Raw genomic sequence first — 19,863 nt, forward strand, 5'->3', positions numbered from 1 at the left:
CGAGACAATCTCTTCGGGCTTGGGTCGCCTGTTTGCCATTCTCGGTCCTCCGTTTCCTAAACATAGTGGTGGACCAGTTCAGTTGGGGAGGCTCACACCTATGCATTCGTTTCGCTGGGTGCATCCAAGGCCGAATTCGACAGAACCCTCAACAACATCGGCTATGACGTGGAAACCAAAACCGGTCTTGCGGGTATCGAAAAGCGGCTGGACAGTACGCGTTCGGTCGGTGTGATCGCAGGGTACTCCGACGCAACCGCCGATATCGACTCCACCCGTGGTGAGGTCGATGGCTCCGGCTTCTTTCTCGCCGCGTTCGGGCGCACGGCATTTGGCGAGGGCGGCGCCGCACAAGCGATGATCGGCTTTCAGGATCTTTCATTCGACACGACCCGCAACGTGATGGGCCAGACTGCGCTTGGCAGCACCGATGGGTCGCAGCTCTTTGCGCTGGTCGAAGGTGAATACATGTTCGACAAGGGCGGCTTCCGTTTCGGTCCGACCGGTTCGTTCGAAATGTACGACATGTCCATCGACGCGTTCGACGAAACCGGCGCGGGCGCCTGGAACCTGTCTGTCGGGGATCAGGATGCCAGCTTCATCGTGATGTCGCTTGGCATGCGCGGTGAATACAAGCTTGCCGATGGCGATCGTGCGCCGCTGCTCAGCGGGGCGGTCAGCTACAACCGTTCGTCCGGCAGCGACCGCCTGGCATCCACCGGCTTCGTCGGGTTGCCGTTCGGTGGAACGCCTGTTGACGGCATGGATATGGACTGGGTCTCGCTGGAGCTCGGAGTCAGCGCGCATATCGGCCGCCCCGGCGGCAAGGAAACGCGCGTCAACGCAGGCTATGTCGGGAATTTCGGCAGCGACTACGAAGGTCACGCGGTTCAGCTTTCGCTGAGCATACAGTTCTGATCTTTTCAGCAGTCCCCGAACCAAGAAAGCGGCGTCCCCTTGGGGCGCCGCATTTTTCTTGCGCCGTACCGGGCGTCTGGATCGGCAAGCATGGACGTGGCCTTCAGGGTGCAATCGGCTCTTTCAAAGCGTCCAGCCGATCCCTCAGCAGCGCACAAAACGCCTGGGTCAATTGCGATGCAGGGCGGTGCGCGGGCATCAAAACGGCAATGTCGGCTTCGATTGCCGGGTCGAACTCACGAAAAACCAAACCCTGCGATGGATAGGTCGCAGCGGTGATGCGGTCCACGATCGCGATGCAAAGCCCGTTCGCCACCAGCCGCATGGACGGGAGAAATGTCCTGAGCGTGAACCGCCGCACCAGCTTTGCGCCTTGACGGTTGAACGCATCGCGCGTTGCCCGGCTGAGCGGGTGTTCGTCGAACAGCATGGCCAGCGGGTGCCCTGAAAGCTCGGCGGGCGTCAGCCTTTCATACCGTGCAAGTGGCGAAGCCTCCGGCAAAGCGACGACACAGCGCAGCGCAAATTGCTCGATCTCGATTGACGGGCGCTCAGGTGGCGTTTCGGCCAAGCCGACATCGTATTCCTGCGATGCGATCAGGTCTTCGACCACCTGCGACGTGCGCATCATCAGATCCGCGTGAATCTTGGGTTTGTCCTTCAGGAATTCGGCCAGGATGTTGGGCAGAAAATACCCCGACGCCGCCGGGTGCACGGCGATCCTCAAGCTGCCCCGGTCGAGCGTCGAAAACTCGCGCATCACGCGCTGGGCACGGTCCAGGCGTTCCAGAACCTGCTCGGCTTCTTCCAGAAAGTAATGCGCTTCGGGGCAGGGGCTGACCCGGCCGTGTTCGCGCAGGAACAGCGGAAAGCCGAGTTCGCTTTCGATATTTGCGATCATCGACGAAATCGCCGGCTGCGTGCGCCCCAGCACCCGGCTCGCCTCGGAGAAAGAGCCTGTACGCATGACTTCGCGAAATGTCTGCAGCTGGCGGACGGTCAGGTTTGGAAGCATGTCCATAATCCGAATTGATGGATTCAAAAATATTAAAAATTTGACCTTATGTCCAGTCAGGCTGATGCTGAGCCGATCAATTCCGAAAGTGGGGCCATGGACCGTTTCGCAGCCATCCTTCTGACCGCTCTTATCTGCATCGTCGCGCTGGGCCAGTTCGTGCAGGTGATCACGCGCTATGTGTTGCAGGTGCCCGTGATGGGGCTGGAGGAAACGATGCTCTATCCGACCCTGTGGCTTTACATTCTCGGCTCGGTCAATGCGTCGCGCGAAAATACGCATATCCGCGCGAACGTTCTGGAAATCTTCATCAAGACCGAACGCGGCCACACGATACTGGCAATCGTCGGAGAGCTTATCAGTCTGACCGTCGGCCTGTGGCTGCTCAGCTGGGCGTGGGACTATACGCAATACGCCTGGCGTGTCTGGCGCGAAAGCCCGACGCTGTACATTCCGACCTTCTATTCCGACGTGGCGCTGGTGGCGGGGCTTGCCCTGATGATGGTCTACACCGCCTATCACCTGTTGCGCCATGTCCGCAGCCTCAGCACCGGGGGTGCGCAATGATCGAGATCGCCCTTATCGCCATCGCCCTGCTTGTCATCACTCTGACACTGGGCGTTCCGCTGCCCTACTGTTTCGGCTCGGCGCTGATGGTGATGTATTTCCTCGGTGATGTGACCATGAAGGGCATGATGCTCTGGGGGTTCCAGCAACTGGGCAACCCCGTTCTTCTGGCCATCCCGCTTTTCGTGCTGGCCGGCACGATCATGTCCGAATCCGGCATCGCGGCCTCGCTATTGCGTTTCGTCAACGCGTTCATCGGGCATGTGCGCGGCGGGCTGGGCGTCGTGGCGGCGGTCAGCTGCGCGATCATCGGTGCGATCTCGGGCTCGGGTCTGACCGGCATCGCCGCGATCGGGCCGCTGCTGATCCCCGAGATGGAAAAGCGCGGCTACCCGCGCGAATACGCCACCGCGCTGATCGCGAACTCGTCGATCCTGGGCCTGCTCATTCCGCCATCGGTCACGATGATCGTCTATGGCTGGGTCACCGATACCTCGATCCTCGCCTGTTTCCTGGCAACGCTGGGCCCGGGCCTGCTGATCATGACCAGCTTTGCGCTGATGAACCTGTGGATGAGCCGCAAGTTCAACCTCGTGCTGGACGAAAAGCCGACATTCGATGAACTCACCCGCGAGGTCACAAAGCGTGGCATCCATGCGTTCCCGGCGCTGTTGATGCCGGTAATCATCCTCGGCGGCATCTACGGCGGCATCATGACCCCGACCGAGGCGGCGGCCGTCGCGGTGATCTATGCCGTGCCGGTGGGTTTCCTGATCTACAAGGGGCTGAAGCTGCCGAACTTCATCGCCGCCGGCAAAGAGGCCGCAACCGCCGTCGGCGCGATCATGATGATGATCCTGTTTTCGATGATCCTCAGCCAGATGTTCGTCTTCGAAAGCATCCCGCAACAGCTGGTGCAGGGCATCTTCTCGATCACCGAGAACAAGGTTCTGCTGCTGATCTTCATCAATATCCTGCTGTTCTTTGTCGGCATGGTCGTCAACGACGTGACCGCCATCATCCTGATCGCACCGCTGCTTCTGCCGCTGATGAACGCAATCGGCGTCAGCCCCGTGCAGTTCGCCGCGATCATGGGGGTCAACACGGCCATGGGCGGCGTCACGCCGCCCTATGCCTCGATCCTCTATCTCGGGGCGCGCATCGGCAACGTGAAGGTCACCAAGGTGATCCCGCCGGCGATGTTCCTGATCGTGACGGGCTACGTGCCGGTGGTGTTCCTCACCTCGTTCTGGCCCGATCTCTCGCTCTTCCTGCCAAGGCTGTTCGGATACTGAGCTGCCAAGGCGCCACCACCACTCACCAAATATCCAACTGGAGGATTGTGAAATGAAGACGAAACTGCTTGCCACCGCGCTGGCCACACTGATGGCGGTCAGCCCGGCCGTGGCCGAAACCCTGAAGATGAGCCATGTGCGTCCGCAGGATGCGACGATCGACGTCGAACTGCGCGCCTTTGCCAAGGACGTGGCCGAGGCCACCGGCGGCGATGTCGAAATCCAGATCTTCCCGGCGTCGGCGTTGGGCGATTACACCAACGTGCAGGAACGTATCAGCGTGGGTGCCATCGACATGGCAACCCAACCCGCAGCCACCGCAGCCGACCGCCGGATGCAGATCAGCTCCTTCCCCTACGTTGCGGAAAACTGGGCGCAGGCGCGGGCGATCTATGGCCCCGGCGGCGCGATCCGCGAAGTAATGGCCGACCTCTATGCCAAGCAGGACATCACCATGCTGGCGGCCTATCCTGTCTACTTCGGGGGCATTTCGCTGAACGTCGATGCCGTCAATCCCGGCAGCACCGAGCCGAAGGGCGTGAAAGTGCGCGTACCCGGCATCAAGAGCTTTCAGCTGACCGGCGAGGCACTGGGTTACATCCCGTCGCCCATTCCCTTTTCCGAGGCATTCACCGCGGTTCAGACTGGTGTCGTCGACGGCGTGATCGGGTCCGGTGCCGAAGGCTACTATGCCTCGTTCCGCGACGTGACCAAGACCTACATCCCCGCCAACACCCATTTCGAGGTGTGGTACATGATCATCTCCAACCAGTCCCTCATGGCGCTTTCGGACGAAGATCAGGCCGCGCTCAAGGCTCAGGCCGAAGCGTTCGAAGCGACACGCTGGACCGTTGCCGAGGCCGACCAGGGCCGCAACGAACAGAAGCTTGCGGATGAACTGGGCACGACCATCGTATCGCTGTCGGCCGAGGAACTGGCCGGTATGTCCGCCAAGGTGCGCGCCGATGTCTGGCCCGCTGTGCTCGAGGATGTGGGCGCGGAATGGGGTCAGTCGATCCTCGACAAGGTTTCGGCCGCGTCGAACTGATCGGATGAATAGGGGTGGCGCGCATTTGCGCCACCCTGCGCCCCACGGGAGAACGATCATGGATTCAGATTATGCCATCATCGGCGGCGGCGTCGTCGGGCTGTCGGTGGCGTGGGGCCTGCTGAAACGCGGGCTGCGCGTGACCGTGCTGGATGGCGATGACGGATCCTTTCGGGCAAGCCGTGGGAACTTCGGCCTGGTCTGGGTCCAATCAAAGGGCATGAACCAGCCCCGCTATGCGCAATGGTCGCAAAGTTCGGCCGCGGCCTGGGCGGATTTCTCGGACGAATTGACGGATGCGACCGGGCATGCCGTCGGGCTCGAACAGAAGGGCGGCTACGACCTTCATTTCTCTGAAGAAAGCCTCGAGGCGACGGTCGCGAAATATGAAACGCTCAAGGCCAGGCTGGGCGGCGATTATCCGTACGAGGTGCTTGGCCACAACGCGCTGCGCAAGGAAGAGCCGGAAATCGGCCCAAAGGTCGTCGGCGCGATCCTTCATCACCAGGACGGGCATGCAAACCCTCTCAAGCTTTTGCGCGCGCTTTCGGACGACGTGCGGCGGCTTGGCGGGATCATCCTAAACGGCAAACATGTCGTCGACGTCAAAAAGCGTGACCTGTTCCACGTCCAGTGTGCGGATGGCAGCGAAATCCGCGCGCGCAAGACGATCCTTTCGGCCGGGCTCGGCGCAATGGAACTGGGCCCCAAACTGGGTTTCAAGGCCCCGATCCGGCCGCAGCGCGGGCAGGTTCTGATCACCGAAAAGATGCCCAAGATCATCAATCGCCCGTCGTTGATCGCGCGTCAGGTGGATGAAGGCGGCATTCAGATCGGCGCCACCAACGAAGAGGTCGGACTGGACGACCGGGTGACGCAACCCGGTTTGTCGGGGCTCGCCGCCGAAGCGATCGCCGCTTACCCCATCCTTGGCCGGGCGCAGCTTGTACGCAGTTGGGGGGCGCTGCGCATCCTGTCGCCCGATGGCTTGCCGATCTACCAGGAAAGCCCGGAGATGCCCGGCGCTTATCTGGTCACGTGCCACAGCGGCATCACGCTTGCCGCGGCGCATGCTCGATTTTTGCCCGACTGGCTGGAAGGCACCGCCGCCGCGCCGGACCTGGAGGTGTTCAGTGAAGCACGCTTTTCATAGGCTCGACGCCCCGGCCGATCTGGTGCGCGTGACATTTCGCGGACAGGTGGTCGATCTGCCTGCCGGCGAAAACCTTGCGGCGGCCTTGCTTGCCGCGGGGGTGACGGTGTTCCGTAACACGCCCGTCAGCGGCGCGCCCCGGGCACCGTTTTGCATGATGGGCGCCTGTTATGATTGCCTGGTGGAAATCGACGGGACCACCCGGCAAGCCTGCATGCTCGAAGTTTCGGAGGGAATGGTCATCGAGCCAGCCCACGGCAAGGGAGCGGACAATGCGCTCGGCTGACCTCATCATCGTCGGTGCCGGTCCTGCCGGCATGGCTGCGGCCGCGTGCGCCGCGGGTAAGGGGCTGTCGGTTCTCCTTCTCGATGAACAACCGCGCGCGGGTGGGCAGATATATCGCGATGTCGCGCGGGCTTGGCCAAAGCGCGGCGGTTTGCTGGGAAAGGACTACGCCGCTGGGCTGCCGCTGGTGCAGGCGCTGGATCATCCCGGCATCACGCATATCACCGGCGCGACCGTGTGGCAGATCGAGGATGGCCCACTGGTGACCTTCACCGTCAACGGCGCGGCGCAACAGGCACAGGGCAAACGGTTGCTGATCGCCACTGGCGCGTTGGAGCGGCCAATGCCGCTTCCCGGCTGGACGTTGCCGGGCGTCATGACTGCCGGTGCCGGGCAAATCCTGCTGAAACAATCCGGGATGGTCAGCGACCGTGCCGTGCTCGTGGGGTGTGGGCCGCTTCTTTATCTGATCGGCGCGCAGATGGTGCGGGCGGGAACGCCGCCGCTCGCGCTGGTGGAAACGCAGGGGCGTGGCGATCTGCTGGCGGCCATGCGTCATGTCGGTGGGGCGCTGCGCGGCTGGCGTTACATGCTCAAGGGTCTGGGCATGCTGGCGGAACTGCGCCGCGCCGGTGTGGCGCGGCACGTCGCGGCGACGGATATCGAGATCGCGGGTGCAAACCGCGCGGAATCCGTCCGATTCCGCGCGGCCGGGCAGCAGCACGAGATCGGTTGCGACACGGTGCTTCTTCATCATGGCGTGGTGCCCAACACGCAGGCCGCCCGGTCGATCGACATTCCCCATGAATGGGACAGCCGCCAGCGGGCCTTCGTTCCGCAAAGGGATGCATGGGGGCGCAGCGCGCGGGCGGATGTGTTCATCGCGGGCGACGGTGCCGGCATCGGCGGGGCTAAGGCTGCCGCGATTGCGGGTGAACTGGCGGCCTTGGCCATCGCGCACGACCTCGGCGCGCTTGCCCAAGGTGACCGCGACCTCGAAGCGCGGCAATTGCGCTGGCGGCTTTCCGCGGAACTTGCGGCCCGGCCCTTCATCGACCGCGCCTATCCACCCTTTGCCCCTGCGCTGGCCCCCGCGGACAAAACGATCATCTGCCGCTGCGAAGAAGTGACGGCAGGCGATATCCGGCGATATGCGGCCATGGGATGCCTTGGGCCCAACCAGGCCAAGGCATTCGGACGGGCGGGCATGGGACCGTGCCAAGGCCGGTATTGCGGGCTGAGCGTGACGGAAATCCTGTCGGCTGCACATGGACAGGCGCCGGACAGGACGGGGTATTACCGCATTCGCCCGCCGCTCAAACCAGTGACACTGGCCGAGCTGGCCGCGATGGCCGACACGCCGGATGCGGCCGAGTGAGGATCACCGGGGCAGCGGTGTGCGCGCCTTGTTGTAATCCTTCCAGTCCGTGATTTCGGGATAATACATCTCGCGCCATTTTCGCACCCGCGGGTTCATGTACCGCCGCCAGACCGGAGGCACCATCGCGGCCATGGTCATGACCGGATAGCCATAGGGCAGTTGCGGGGCGTCGGCCTGGGTGTAGTTCTGCAGCAGCGGGAAACGGCGGTCCGGCTTGTAGTGGTGGTCAGAATGGCGCTGCAGGTTGATCAAAAGCCAGTTTGACGCCTTGTGCGCCGCGTTCCAGCTGTGATGCGGTTTGACATGTTCGTACTTGCCGTCGCCCAGATGTTTGCGGGTCAGGCCGTAATGTTCGACATAGTTGACCAGTTCCAGCTGCCAGATCGCAACGAAGGCCTGCCAGACGAACAGCAACAGCCCCTCCCATCCGCCGACGATCAACGCCAGCGCCAGCATCAGGCCCTGAAGCGCCCAGTAGCGCCAGAACGGGTTTTTCGGGCTTGTCCACGGCTCGTCCCGGCGGGCCAGCATGTCCTTTTCGGCCTTGAAGGACGACAGCAGGGATTCCTTGAGAACGCGCGGAAAGAACCGGTGGAAGCCCTCGTTGTAGCGCGCGGTCACCGGGTCGCGTGGTGTGCCGACATGGATGTGATGCACCCGCAGGTGTTCGGACCGGAAATGCGAATACAGCACCATGGCCAGCAGGATATCGCCCAGCCAGCGTTCGGTGTCGTTTTTCTGGTGCATCAACTCGTGGCTGTAATTGATGCCGACAGTGCCGGTAATCACACCCATGCCGAAGAACAGCACGATGGTTTCGAGAGCGTTCAGATCCGCATCCCCCGGCCCTGTGACGTACCAGATGATGCCAAACAGGGTGACGAACTGGGCAAAGGGCCAGATCAACGTGATCGCACGATACCACGTCAGCCGCGCGTCATCGGTTTCAGGATCGGCGTTGTCCAGGTTCAGCCCGAGGATCGCGTCCAGGATCGAAAAGAAATACCAGGTCATCACCGGCAACAGCACCACAGCCCAGCCGCCCTTGATCGCGCCAAACCATGCCACCGGTATCAACAGAAGGCTCATCCAGAACGGCAGGGCATCGCGCAGTTGCGCCGCCCGGTCTGAGGGTATTTGTATGTAACGTTCAGCCATGGCCGGTGTCCTCGACGGTGCCTGCATCTTCTGCCGCAAATCCGCTGCGGGCAAGATCGAACACCTTGCGCATCGCGGTGGGCAGATCAGCGGGGCGAAACTCGTGACGGGGCACGAAATGCCCGCGATCCGGTTTTGCGTCAATCGGCAGCTCTGCGATCAGGACTTTTAGCCGCAAATGGAAATGCGTGAAGGTGTGCCGCGCCTCTTCCCCCAGCATTTGCCAATCGGCGGGCAAGGGTTGATTGCGGTCTGGCTGGACCTCGGACCATTCGCTGCCCGGCCAGCCCAGCATTCCACCCAGAAGGCCACTGTCGGGCCGCCGTTCCAGCAGCCAGGCGCCGTCCGCGCGGCGTCCGACATAGGCGTAGCCGACGCGAACCGGCTTGGCCTTTTTCGGCAGTTTGCGTGGCAGATCGGGTGCGGTGCCAGCGGCGCGTGCCTGACAAGGGGCGCGCCAAGGGCAGATGCCGCAGGCGGGGTTGCGCGGGGTGCAGATCGTCGCCCCGAGATCCATGACCGCCTGTGCATAGTCGCCGGGGCGGTCTTGTGGTGTCAGGGCCTCGGCCAGTTGGGTAAGTTCGCGTTTCGCGGTGGGCAAGGGGGTGACCACATCGAACAGCCGCGCCATCACGCGTTCCACGTTTCCATCGACCACGGTCGCAGGACGGTCGAACGCGATCGCCGCGATCGCCGCGGCGGTGTAGGGGCCTATTCCGGGCAGATCGGCCAGCTTGTCGGCGGAATCGGGAAACCGGCCGCCGTAATCGGCCACGACCGTGCGCGCGCATTTCAGCAGGTTGCGGGCGCGGGCGTAGTATCCAAGCCCTGCCCATTCGGCCATGACCTGGGTGTCCTCGGCGGCGGCAAGGTCGGACACGGTGGGCCAGCGCAGGGTGAACCGGTGAAAGTAACCGCGCACTGCGGCGACGGTTGTCTGCTGCAGCATCACCTCGGACAGCCAGACGGCATAGGGATCGGGCCGCTTGCCCGCCCGCCGATCGGCGGGCGACACGCGCCATGGCATGTCGCGGGCGTGCCGGTCATACCATGCCAGGATGTCTTTGGACTGCGGCATGTCACGCAATGTTTATTCCTCCGTGTCGCCGGTTTCGCTGGCACGAGCCGTACCAATCCCTAGAATAGTTCGGAACGCAAGGATGCAAGCGATGTCACAGCGCACAGGCAGCACGTATGGATTTGCCCGCACCTCGAGCCTTTTGCAGAAACGAATCAGGAAGGCCAGCGAGGGGCGCGGCTTTGCCGTGACGCGGTTGCTGACGCATTGGGATGAGGTCGTGGGTGAGGATATCGCCCGCATCGCCCGGCCGGTCGATGTGAAATACGGCCGTCAGGGAATGGGTGCGACGCTTACCGTCCTGACCACGGGGGCGCAGGCCCCGATGCTGGAAATGCAAAAGGAAAAGCTGCGCGAAAAGGTGAATGCCGTCTACGGTTACAACGCGATCGCCCGGCTGCGCATCACGCAGACCGCGCCGACAGGTTTCGCCGAAGGTCAGGCCGTGTTCCAGCCGGCGCCCAAGGCCGCGACGGCCGCCCCTGATCCGCAATTGACGCAGGCCGCCGCCCAGGTGGCCGGGGACGTTCGGGATGTCGGATTGCGCGATGCGCTTGAAGTTCTGGCACGCAACGTTCTATCCAAGGCCAAGCAAACGAAAGGGGACCACTAGATGGACCGCAGGACTGTGATTATCGGGGCCGGGGCGCTTGTTCTGGCCGCAGGGGCGGGGCTGTTTTCATTCGGCGGAAGCCGGGGCAGCCTGCCTGACCTTGGCGCGGCGAATGCCCAGCAGGCCGCCGATGTCGACACCTCCAGCGTCGTTGAAATGGCGATGGGATCCGAGGACGCGCCGGTCACGCTGATCGAATACGCGTCGTTTACCTGCCCGCATTGCGCGTCGTTTCATGTCGGGCCCGGGGCGCGGCTCAAGTCCGAGTATGTGGATACTGGCAAGGTCCGGTTCATCTATCGCGACGTCTATTTCGACCGCCCTGGCCTGTGGGCGTCTATGGTGGCGCGCTGCAGCCCCGAACGGTTCTTCGGAATTGCCGACATGCTCTACAAGCAGCAGCGTGAATGGATCGGTGGTGGTCAACCCGCCGAGATCGCCGAAAACCTGCGCAAGATCGGCCGTGTGGCGGGGCTGTCGGATGAGCAGCTCGATACCTGCCTGAGCGATGCCGAAAAGGCGCAAACGCTTGTCGCCTGGTTCCAGCAGAACGCCGAGGCGGATCAGATCAATTCCACCCCGTCGCTGGTCATCAATGGCGAAAAGTATTCCAACATGTCGTGGGACGATCTCAAGGCGATCATCGACGAAAAGCTGGGTGAGTGATGGCAGCGCCGCTTGAAGGTCTGAAAGTCGTCGAACTGGCGCGTATCCTGGCCGGCCCCTGGGCCGGTCAGACGCTGTCTGATCTGGGTGCCGAGGTCATCAAGGTCGAGGCGCTGAACGGGGATGACACGCGCCAGTGGGGCCCGCCATTCATCGAGCGCGGCAACGACAAGACGGCGGCCTATTTCCACAGCTGCAACCGCGGCAAGAAGTCCGTCGCCGTCGATTTCCGCACCCCCGAAGGGCAGGAGCGTGTGCGCGAACTGGTGCGCGATGCCGATATTCTGATCGAGAACTTCAAGGTCGGCGGCCTTGCGAAATACGGCCTGGATTACGAAAGCCTTGCGGAAATCAATCCGGGGCTGATCTATTGCTCGATCACGGGGTTCGGCCAGACCGGCCCTTATGCCCACCGCGCCGGGTACGATTACATCATCCAGGGGATGTCCGGGTTCATGTCGATCACCGGCGACCCGGACGGCCAGCCGCAGCGCGCCGGTGTGGCGATCACCGACCTGTTTACCGGGCTGTATTCGGTCACCGGTATCCTTGCGGCGCTGCATCAGCGGAAAAGCACCGGCAAGGGGCAGCATATCGACATGGCGCTACTGGATTGCGCGGTGTCGGCCATGGCGAACCAGGCGATGAACTACCTTGCGACGGGCACACCGCCGGGACGGACAGGAAATTACCATCCCAACCTGACGCCCTATCAGGTGTTCGATTGTGCTGACGGGTTCATCATTATCGCGACCGGCAACGACGGGCAGTATCAGCGCCTCTGCAAGTTGCTTGGCCTCGACTGGATGACCGAAGATCCGAAGTTCCTGAAGAACGCAGACCGTGTGGCGAACCGCCCCGAGATGATCGATCTGCTGATGGCGGAAACCCGCAAGTGGTCTAAGGCTGAACTGCTGGCAGGCTGCGAGGATCAGGGTATTCCCGCCGGACCCATCAACGACATGTCCGAGGTGTTTGCCGATCCGCATGTACAGGCGCGCGGCATGCAGATCGAACTGGATGGCGTTCCGGGTGTGCGGTCGCCCTTCCGGTTTTCCGGGGCGGATCTGGCGTTGGACCGGCCGTCGCCGAAGCTGAACGAAGACGGCTGATCAGCTTTTCGGCAAAAGCCCCTCGATACGGCTGACCACCTTGCCCGAGGTCGGACGCACCGGCGAGCCCCAGGTTTCAAGGACCGTCCCGTCCGGCCCGATCAGGATCTTGTTGAAGTTCCATCCCGGCGTGAACCCGGCCGTGTCCTGCACCCATCTGTAGAACGGGTGCGCTTCGGCCCCTTTGACATGGGTGATCGTGGTCATGGGCAGGGTCAGGTCAAAATTCACGTCGCAGAACTCTTTCACCTCTTCCTCGCTGGACAGTTCCTGCCGGAAATCGTTCGACGGAACGGCCAGCACCAGCAGGCCCCTGGACCCGTAGCGGTCATGCAGCTCCTGCAGCGCGTCGTATTGCGGCGTGAACCCGCAGCGCGAGGCGGTGTTCACCACCAGCACCGGTTTGCCGCGCCAGTCGGCGAGATCGATCTTGCCGCCGTCGATCGAGTCAAAGCTGAAGTCCGCCGCGCGCGCCATCGGGGCCAGGACGAAAAGCGCTGCAAGCGCAAGACAGGCCAACATCAGCGGGGCGTAGGATTTTCTAAGAGCAGAGATCACGGCAATCGGTCCTTTTGAAAGTGGTCTTTCGAGTATTCGTTTCACGTAACCCGCCGGATCACCAATTCCACCCGGCTGCGACACTCTTGCCAAGCCCGCGCCCGCGCGTAACGATGCCCCGCGACAGGGGAGGACGGCATGATCGACAAACTGCAGGCCATCGTTGGCGACGCCAACGTGATGACAGGTGCAGACCGGGCAAGATGGATGAAGGAGTGGACGGGCTATTTCCCGTCCGATCCCATCGCTGTGGTGCGCCCGGGCAGCACCGAAGAGGTCGCCGCCATCGTCAAGCTGGCGAATGAAACGGGTACGCCCGTCGTTCCGGTCTCCGGTAATACCGGGCTTGCGGGCGGCACGCAGGCCAACGGGGCGATTGCCCTGTCGCTGGACAGGATGAACCGTATCCGTGAAATCCGACCCGCCGCGCGCACGGCAATCGTCGAGGCCGGCGTTATCCTGTCCGATCTGCACGCCGCCGCCGAGGCGCAGGGATTGATCTTTCCGCTGACGTTCGGGGCCAAGGGGTCGGCCATGATCGGCGGGGCCCTGTCCACAAATGCCGGGGGATCGAACGTGCTGCGCTATGGCAATACGCGCGATCTTGTTCTGGGGGTCGAGGCGGTCTTGCCGACTGGCGAAATCGTCAACCTGATGAGCGAGCTGCACAAGGACAACTCGGGCTATAACCTCAAGCACCTTCTGATCGGGGCCGAGGGGACGCTTGGGATAATCACCGGCGCGGTGCTCAAGCTGGCACCGAAGCCGCAAGCTTACGCCACGGCGATGGTTGCCGTGCCGAGCCTGGATCAGGCGTTGGTTTTGCTGAACCGGTTGCAAGAGGCCACCGGCGGCGCGGTCGAGGCGTTCGAATACATGCCGCGCAATTACGTCGAGGCGCATATGGGGCTGAACCCTGCGAACCGGGCGCCGTTCGACGCGATGCACGACATCAACATCATGGTCGAAGTCGGCGCCACCGCAGCCCGCGATGTCGAACCGGGCCCGGATGGCACGGTTCCGATCGCGGCGCATCTGGAACAGACGCTGGCCGACATGTTCGAAGAGGGTTTGCTGCTGGACGCGGTGGTTGCTCAAAACCAGGCGCAACGCCAGGCGATGTGGGAACGGCGCGAGGCCGCGGCCGAGGTCGTTCTGGGTGCGGGCAAGCCGGTATCGAACAACGACATCGCCGTTCCGCTGGACAAGGTCAGCGTGTTTCTCGACCGCATGGGCGCGCGCCTGCAATCGCTGGACCCGGAGGCCGAGCCGATCCTCGTGGCGCATCTGGGGGATGGCAACGTGCATTACGCAGTGTGGCTGAGCAAGGAAGATCCCGCGCTAAAGGACGCCGTGACCGAGGCGGTCGAAGACGAGGTGCTGCGCCTTGGCGGATCGTTCTCGGCCGAGCATGGGATTGGCCAGGGCAAGCTGTCTTCGATGGCGCGGCGCAAGGACAAGGTGGCTCTGGCCGCGATGCGCGCGATCAAGCAGGCGCTGGATCCAAAGGGTATCCTGAACCCCGGCAAGGTGCTGCCGCCGGCTTGAAACGGAAAGGAACCCCGCGATGACCAAGCCGCGCGCCCGCGCGCTGGGCCTGCCCTTTCCCGGAACGCCGGGGCCGTTGAACGCGATCACGGATGTGGCGGGCGTGCATGTCGGCTTTGCCACTCTGACCGATCCGGCACGCGACATGCGCACGGGGGTGACGGCGATCCTGCCACGCGCAGACGCGGATCAGCCGATGCCGGTCTGGGCCGGGCAGTACAGCCTCAACGGCAATGGCGAGATGACCGGCACGCATTGGATACATGACGGTGGCTATTTCGTGGGGCCGGTGTGCATCACGAATACCCATGCGGTCGGTGCGGTGCATGATGGCGTGACGCGTTGGATGCTAGGGCGATACGCCGATTTCTATCGTGACAATCACGCCTGGATCATGCCGGTGGTTGCCGAAACCTATGACGGTGTGCTGAACGATATCACCGCGATGCATGTCACCGCGCAACATGCCATCGATGCGCTGGACGCGGCCGCGCCGGGGCCGGTCGCCGAAGGATCGGTGGGAGGCGGCAACGGCATGATCGCCTATGACTTCAAGGGCGGGACAGGAACGTCATCCCGTGTCGTCGACATCGGCGGAGAGACATTCACGATCGGCGCGCTGGTCCAGGCCAACCATGGCCGGCGACCTTGGCTTAGCGTTCTGGGCCAGCCTGTCGGACAGTTGATGCCGGACGAGCAACTGTTCGAAACCGAGTTCGGCTCCATCATCGTTGTTTTGGGAACGGATGCGCCGCTGTCGCCGGTTTCGCTGCGGCACCTTGCGCGGCGCGCGGCCATCGGCATCGGGCGGGGCGGGACACCGGGCGGCAACAGTTCGGGCGATATCTTCCTGGCCTTCTCGGTCGCCGACCCGCAGCCGATGCCGCAACTGGCTGGGGTCGTCCGCACACGGCGCGAACTGAACCCCGAGCATCTCGACCCGCTTTACCTGGCCGCGGTCGCAGCGGTGGAAGAGGCCGTCGTGAACGCGCTTGTCGCCGGGGAAGACGTGCCAATGGTAAAGCCGCGCGGACAGGTTTGCCGCGCGATAGACACTGCGGCCCTAGCGGCGCTTTTCAGTGGATCAGGCCGCCAGCCCCTTTGAACCCATGTCGAGGAACTTGCGGCGGCGGTCGGCGATCAGCTTGTCGCGCGACTGGCCCGACAATTCGGCCAGCATGGCGCGGACGGCCTCGCCCACGGCATTGATCGTGGCGTCGGTGTCGCGATGCGCACCACCAAGCGGTTCGGGAATGATCCGGTCGGTCACGCCCAGTTTCTTCAGATCCTGCGCCGTCAGGCGCAGTGCCTCGGCGGCTTCGCGCATCTTTTCGGCGTCCTTCCAAAGGATCGATGCGCAGCCTTCGGGGCTGATCACCGAATAGACCGAATGTTCCAGCATGGCGACGCGGTTAGCCGTGGCAAAGGCCACCGCACCACCCGATCCGCCCTCGCCGATCACTACGCTTATCAGCGGCGTGCCGATCGCCAGGCATTTCTCGGTTGATCGCGCGATGGCCTCGGATTGGCCGCGCTCTTCCGCGCCCTTGCCGGGATAGGCGCCGGGCGTGTCGACCAGCGTGATCACCGGCAGGCCGAAGCGGTCGGCGATGTCCATCAGGCGCACGGCCTTGCGATACCCTTCGGGGCGGGCCATGCCGAAATTGCGTTCTATGCGCGACTTGGTGTCGTTGCCCTTTTCATGGCCGATCACCATAACCGGATGTCCGTCGAACCGGGCAAGGCCGCCCATGACGGCATGATCGTCGGCAAAGTTCCGGTCGCCTGCCAGCGGGGTGTATTCAGTGAACAACGCCTCGATATAGTCGCGGCAATGCGGACGGTCGGGATGGCGCGCGACCTGGCATTTGCGCCAGGGCGTCAGCGCCTTGTAAAGATCCTGCAGCATCGCGGCGGCCTTGCGGTCCAGCGCGGCTGCCTCGTCTTCGATGTCCATTTCCTCGTTCTGACGCGCCATGGCGCGCAGTTCTTCGGCCTTGCCTTCGATTTCGGCGAGGGGTTTTTCGAAGTCGAGGTAATTTGTCATACCGCCTGCTCCCGCTGCGTTTCTGGCTATATGGCGCTGTGCGGCGGGAATTGCAATCACGACGGGCGGCAGAGGGTGGACTGCCGCCCGTGTTTTCCAAGTATGTTTACTGCGCCTGGTAGAGTGCGACCATCTGTGCGAACTGCTCTTCGCTCAGCACCTCGCGCCAGTGATCGGCGCAGGCCGAGCGCATGAGAACCAGCCTGGTTTCCATTTGTCCGACCTTCTGCGCAAGGGCCTCTCGTTCGGTTTGCGGGGCACCGTCGACAATCGCCTGACGCAGGGCTGCGCGTGCCTGGCGGGCCTCTTCTTCGATGGCCTTGCGCTTGGCCGGCATCGTCGATGTCCATTGCTTGAGGTCGGCGCGCTGGGCCTCGGTCAGGTTCAGGGCATCGGCGTTCTTAACGATGACAGGGGTGAATGCGACAATCGGAGCGGACAATTCACGCGGCCCCTCGGCCATGGCGGTGGTGGCGACAAGGGCGGCGGTGAAGGCGGCAACGGCGAAAGTTTTCACTGGTCTCTCCTTTGAAACGGTTGTGGTGTTCAGGAGATATGTTCCAAGTTTGGAATGTGATCATTGACCCAAATCAATATCAGCGAGTCATATTTGCCACTGCTGCTTCGAGAGCCAGCACAGGAGAGGTCAGCACAGGCCGCCCGAGGCTTTCCAATTGCGCCGCGGCACCCGCCATGGAAACCTGGGCAAGCACGATCACGTTGGCCGGATCAGCCTGATGGGCGTCGCGCACGGCAGCCGCGATGCACGCGGCAAAGGCCGTGACCTCGCCTGCGATGAACAAGGGCCAGTATTCGGTCAGATTCAACGGCACGATCGACGCTGACTTGCCGGATTTCACGATCTCCTGTTGCAGGAGTTCCGTGCTCGGAGCGAGCGTGCTGTCCAGCGCATAGGCCAGCAGAATGCGCCCGCCGGATTGTGCGGCCCTTGCCATCATGGGACGGTCGATGCGGATCGCGCCCGAGTCTTCGGCGACGGTTCCGATGGTCGAGCAGGTGCAGACCACGACAGAGTCGGCATCTGCAATGGCCTGCGCGATCTCGGACGCAAGATGTGGATCGCCGCCGGCCTGGGCGCGGGTCAGCCAATCCGGGCGCACGACATGTTCGATGGCAATTCCCGGCGCATGCCGGGATGCCAGGGTATCGAACGTCGCGCGATGGACCTCGGCGGTATGCAGAAAGGTCAGCGGCATCCTAATGCGGATAAAGAACCGGGATCAGCGACGCCAGCAATAGTGCCGCCATCGACCAGTTGAAAGCCTGCAAGCGGCGGCGGCTGGAAAGGATGCGCCGCAACTGCTGGCCCAGAACAGTCCAGGTGCTGACCGACGGCAGGTTGATCACGCCGAAGAAAACCGCCACGAGTGCAATGGCCTGCCACGACCGGTCCGGTGCATAGAGCGTGATCGCGGTCAGCCCCATTTGCCAGGCCTTCGGATTGACCCACTGGAACAGGGCTGCCTGGAAAAACGTCATCGGCCGGCCATTGCCGCCTTCGGTCGTCGGCATGTCGGCATGGGCGATCTTCCATGCCAGCCAGACAAGGTAGCCAACGCCCACCACCGTCAGAATGTCATGCAGAACGGGCAAGGCGTCGAACAACTGCATCAGGCCAAGGCCCACCAGCACGATCATGACGGTAAAGCCGACGCCGATGCCCAGCATGTGCGGGATCGTCCGGCGGAATCCGAAATTCGCGCCCGAGGCCATCAGCATCATGTTGTTCGGCCCCGGCGTGATCGACGAAACGAAAGCGAAAAGCGCGAGACCGGAAAGCAGGGTCTGATCCATGATGCTGGTATTGCACGCCTTGCGGTTGGCTGGAATAGGCTGCCGCACCGCATGCTTGAACAAGTGAATGACGCCAGCTTAGGCTACCTCCAACAAAAGGAGCCCGATCATGCCACATCCGCTGCTGACCCAGGACATGATAGAAACCTATCAGCGCGACGGCGTGGTGCTGATCCGTGGCCTATTCTCCGACTGGGTCGAAGAACTGCGCGCCGGCGTGGAACGCAACATGGACGATCCCGGGCCCTACGCGTCGGAGAACGAGAAAGAGGGCGAAACAGGCCGGTTCTTCGACGATTACTGCAACTGGCAGCGCATCCCGGAATTCGTGCAGGTCATTCACCAAAGCCCTGCGGCGCAGGTGGCCGCCGAATTGATGGGGTCGCAAGAGGTGCAGGTGTTCCACGATCACGTGCTGGTCAAGGAACCGGGGACGTCGATGGCGACCCCTTGGCATTCGGATGGGCCGTATTATTTCGTCGAGGGCCGACAGACCGTCAGCTTCTGGTCGCCGCTCGACCCGGTGGACGAGGCGACGTTGCGCATGGTGCCTGGGTCGCACTGCTGGGAAAAGCCGGTCCTGCCGATGCGTTGGGTTCAGGACGAGGCGTATTTCCCGAATATCGAGGATTACATGCCCGTGCCCGACCCCGAGGCGGAAGGCATGGAAATCGTGGAATGGGCGATGCAGCCGGGCGATGCCGTGGCGTTCAACTATCACGTTTTGCATGGCACGCGGGGCAACCGGTCCACCACGCGCAGGCGGGCGTTTTCGCTGCGGCTTGTGGGCGATGATGCGCGGTATGTCGAAAGACCGGGCCGCACCTCACCGCCTTTTCCGGGGCACGGGATGGTGCCGGGACAGCGCCTACGCGAAGACTGGTTTCCGGTGATCTGGCCCACGTGACCCGGCTTTGGGTGTCAAAGGCGACGCCGCGGCAGTCATTCGATCAGAATCAATGTGCGAGGCTGACAAGGCCGCGGGATGTTGCCGCCTCACGGCCGATCTGCATGACGGGTGCGCCCTGTGTCATCAGCGCATCGACAAAAGCCTGCGCCAGCGCACCGTCCCCGACGACACGGATCTGCTGCCCCAGCCACCACCGTTTGGCCGCCGCCAGATCGGCCCCGACAAGATGCGACAGCGCCATATCCGGCCGGGCGAACAGTGCTGCGGTCAGCCGTTCGGGGCGTGTCATCACCTCGTCCATCGCGGCCTGATCCAGGTGCCCTTCGGCACCGAGTTGCCGGGCGAGGGCCGGGGTCAGCGTGCCAAGCGTGCTGATCGCCTCGCCGGCGCTGACATGGGTCCAGTGGGCGCTGTCCGGCAACAGGACAAGGACGATGCCGTCCCAGTTCAGGCTGTCGGCAACCGCGCCAAGCGTCATAAGCCGCGCACGCGCCGGCAGGTGGCCTTGCGGGGATGTCTGATGCAGCGGGGCGGAGCCTTTCAGGTCGCAGGGAAAGGTTTGCGCCGCCGTTGCATCGCTGATCGTCACGTCGGGTTGCCCGTTGGCGACACGCATGGCGTCATCGCCTGCGACCTGCCAGAGTTCGGTGCCGTCCGGGGTTTCGATCGCTGCGTGCCATGTCTGTGCCATGGCG

The 19,863-nt window shown here is 63.1% G+C and carries 22 protein-coding genes; 13 read left to right on the top strand and 9 right to left on the bottom strand.

Features of this window, described 5'->3' with window-relative positions:
* Positions 1 to 114: 114 nt before the first annotated feature.
* A complete protein-coding gene (locus tag BLT50_RS11755) occupies positions 115 to 918 on the top strand; it encodes an autotransporter outer membrane beta-barrel domain-containing protein (RefSeq protein WP_090028898.1) in 804 nt (267 codons plus the stop codon).
* A 103-nt stretch (positions 919 to 1,021) separates the two neighbouring features.
* Here the strand turns inward: BLT50_RS11755 and BLT50_RS11760 are convergent, their stop codons facing one another.
* Entirely contained in the window at positions 1,022 to 1,939 is a 918-nt protein-coding gene (locus BLT50_RS11760) for a LysR family transcriptional regulator (RefSeq protein ID WP_342706706.1), read from the bottom strand.
* A 90-nt stretch (positions 1,940 to 2,029) separates the two neighbouring features.
* Here BLT50_RS11760 and BLT50_RS11765 point away from each other — a divergent pair, with 90 nt between their 5' ends.
* The 6 genes from BLT50_RS11765 to BLT50_RS11790 are packed head-to-tail and all read left to right on the top strand — an operon-like array spanning position 2,030 to position 7,660.
* Complete coding sequence (locus BLT50_RS11765; RefSeq protein WP_090028899.1) at positions 2,030 to 2,500, top strand: TRAP transporter small permease; 471 nt, start codon at positions 2,030 to 2,032, stop codon at positions 2,498 to 2,500.
* Positions 2,497 to 3,795, top strand: a complete 1,299-nt coding sequence (locus BLT50_RS11770) for a TRAP transporter large permease (protein ID WP_090028900.1) — start codon at positions 2,497 to 2,499, stop codon at positions 3,793 to 3,795. Before BLT50_RS11765 ends, BLT50_RS11770 begins: the two co-directional genes overlap by 4 nt.
* 52 nt (positions 3,796 to 3,847) lie before the next feature.
* Positions 3,848 to 4,843 carry a TRAP transporter substrate-binding protein DctP gene (dctP, locus tag BLT50_RS11775; RefSeq protein WP_090028901.1) on the top strand — a complete coding sequence of 332 codons (996 nt, stop codon included), beginning with the start codon at positions 3,848 to 3,850 and terminating at the stop codon, positions 4,841 to 4,843.
* Between the two features lie 58 nt (positions 4,844 to 4,901).
* Positions 4,902 to 5,996, top strand: coding sequence for an NAD(P)/FAD-dependent oxidoreductase (locus BLT50_RS11780; RefSeq protein WP_090028902.1), 1,095 nt, complete (start codon positions 4,902 to 4,904; stop codon positions 5,994 to 5,996).
* Complete coding sequence (locus tag BLT50_RS11785; protein WP_245723370.1) at positions 5,977 to 6,282, top strand: (2Fe-2S)-binding protein; 306 nt, start codon at positions 5,977 to 5,979, stop codon at positions 6,280 to 6,282. The genes BLT50_RS11780 and BLT50_RS11785 overlap by 20 nt, the downstream gene beginning before the upstream one ends.
* Entirely contained in the window at positions 6,269 to 7,660 is a 1,392-nt protein-coding gene (locus tag BLT50_RS11790) for an FAD/NAD(P)-dependent oxidoreductase (RefSeq protein ID WP_090028903.1), read from the top strand. The genes BLT50_RS11785 and BLT50_RS11790 overlap by 14 nt, the downstream gene beginning before the upstream one ends.
* A gap of 3 nt (positions 7,661 to 7,663) precedes the next feature.
* Here BLT50_RS11790 and BLT50_RS11795 read toward each other — a convergent pair whose 3' ends face one another.
* Positions 7,664 to 8,821 carry an alkane 1-monooxygenase gene (locus BLT50_RS11795; RefSeq protein WP_090029149.1) on the bottom strand — a complete coding sequence of 386 codons (1,158 nt, stop codon included), beginning with the start codon at positions 8,819 to 8,821 and terminating at the stop codon, positions 7,664 to 7,666.
* A complete protein-coding gene (mutY, locus tag BLT50_RS11800; protein WP_090028904.1) occupies positions 8,814 to 9,899 on the bottom strand; it encodes an A/G-specific adenine glycosylase in 1,086 nt (361 codons plus the stop codon). The genes BLT50_RS11795 and mutY overlap by 8 nt, the downstream gene beginning before the upstream one ends.
* 91 nt (positions 9,900 to 9,990) lie before the next feature.
* Here mutY and BLT50_RS11805 point away from each other — a divergent pair, with 91 nt between their 5' ends.
* From BLT50_RS11805 to BLT50_RS11815, 3 genes are read left to right on the top strand one after another with little or no spacing between them, the layout of a single operon-like run.
* On the top strand, positions 9,991 to 10,512 hold the full coding sequence (locus tag BLT50_RS11805; protein ID WP_090028905.1) for a DUF721 domain-containing protein: 522 nt from the start codon (positions 9,991 to 9,993) through the stop codon (positions 10,510 to 10,512).
* Positions 10,513 to 11,178 (top strand): DsbA family protein, encoded by a 666-nt coding sequence (locus BLT50_RS11810; protein ID WP_090028906.1) that lies wholly within the window; start codon positions 10,513 to 10,515, stop codon positions 11,176 to 11,178.
* The gene (locus tag BLT50_RS11815; protein ID WP_090028907.1) at positions 11,178 to 12,290 is read left to right on the top strand and encodes a CaiB/BaiF CoA transferase family protein; all 1,113 of its coding nucleotides are present in this window, start codon (positions 11,178 to 11,180) and stop codon (positions 12,288 to 12,290) included. Before BLT50_RS11810 ends, BLT50_RS11815 begins: the two co-directional genes overlap by 1 nt.
* On the opposite strand, the gene BLT50_RS11820 is transcribed toward BLT50_RS11815, so the two are convergent.
* Positions 12,291 to 12,812 (bottom strand): glutathione peroxidase, encoded by a 522-nt coding sequence (locus tag BLT50_RS11820; RefSeq protein ID WP_090028908.1) that lies wholly within the window; start codon positions 12,810 to 12,812, stop codon positions 12,291 to 12,293.
* Positions 12,813 to 12,986: 174 nt separating this feature from the next.
* Between BLT50_RS11820 and BLT50_RS11825 the strand changes: the two genes are divergently transcribed.
* Together BLT50_RS11825 and BLT50_RS11830 are read left to right on the top strand one after the other, a co-directional pair.
* On the top strand, positions 12,987 to 14,396 hold the full coding sequence (locus BLT50_RS11825; RefSeq protein ID WP_090028909.1) for an FAD-binding oxidoreductase: 1,410 nt from the start codon (positions 12,987 to 12,989) through the stop codon (positions 14,394 to 14,396).
* A 19-nt stretch (positions 14,397 to 14,415) separates the two neighbouring features.
* Positions 14,416 to 15,501 (top strand): DmpA family aminopeptidase, encoded by a 1,086-nt coding sequence (locus BLT50_RS11830; RefSeq protein ID WP_090028910.1) that lies wholly within the window; start codon positions 14,416 to 14,418, stop codon positions 15,499 to 15,501.
* On the opposite strand, the gene BLT50_RS11835 is transcribed toward BLT50_RS11830, so the two are convergent.
* From BLT50_RS11835 to BLT50_RS11850, 4 genes are all read right to left on the bottom strand, one after another.
* On the bottom strand, positions 15,481 to 16,443 hold the full coding sequence (locus BLT50_RS11835) for an acetyl-CoA carboxylase carboxyltransferase subunit alpha (protein ID WP_090028911.1): 963 nt from the start codon (positions 16,441 to 16,443) through the stop codon (positions 15,481 to 15,483). The two genes, BLT50_RS11830 and BLT50_RS11835, sit on opposite strands and share 21 nt — an antisense overlap.
* A 106-nt stretch (positions 16,444 to 16,549) precedes the next feature.
* Positions 16,550 to 16,960, bottom strand: coding sequence for a Spy/CpxP family protein refolding chaperone (locus BLT50_RS11840; RefSeq protein ID WP_090028912.1), 411 nt, complete (start codon positions 16,958 to 16,960; stop codon positions 16,550 to 16,552).
* A 79-nt stretch (positions 16,961 to 17,039) separates the two neighbouring features.
* Positions 17,040 to 17,660, bottom strand: a complete 621-nt coding sequence (locus tag BLT50_RS11845) for a hypothetical protein (RefSeq protein WP_090028913.1) — start codon at positions 17,658 to 17,660, stop codon at positions 17,040 to 17,042.
* A gap of 1 nt (position 17,661) precedes the next feature.
* Positions 17,662 to 18,258 (bottom strand): LysE family translocator, encoded by a 597-nt coding sequence (locus tag BLT50_RS11850; RefSeq protein ID WP_090028914.1) that lies wholly within the window; start codon positions 18,256 to 18,258, stop codon positions 17,662 to 17,664.
* Positions 18,259 to 18,367: 109 nt separating this feature from the next.
* Here BLT50_RS11850 and BLT50_RS11855 point away from each other — a divergent pair, with 109 nt between their 5' ends.
* Positions 18,368 to 19,165 (top strand): phytanoyl-CoA dioxygenase family protein, encoded by a 798-nt coding sequence (locus BLT50_RS11855; RefSeq protein ID WP_090028915.1) that lies wholly within the window; start codon positions 18,368 to 18,370, stop codon positions 19,163 to 19,165.
* Positions 19,166 to 19,214: 49 nt separating this feature from the next.
* Here BLT50_RS11855 and BLT50_RS11860 read toward each other — a convergent pair whose 3' ends face one another.
* Positions 19,215 to 19,859 carry a 2-dehydro-3-deoxygalactonokinase gene (locus BLT50_RS11860; RefSeq protein ID WP_090028916.1) on the bottom strand — a complete coding sequence of 215 codons (645 nt, stop codon included), beginning with the start codon at positions 19,857 to 19,859 and terminating at the stop codon, positions 19,215 to 19,217.
* Positions 19,860 to 19,863: the final 4 nt, after the last annotated feature.

Source organism: Lutimaribacter saemankumensis (assembly GCF_900100005.1).
In the GTDB taxonomy this organism is placed as follows: domain Bacteria; phylum Pseudomonadota; class Alphaproteobacteria; order Rhodobacterales; family Rhodobacteraceae; genus Lutimaribacter; species Lutimaribacter saemankumensis.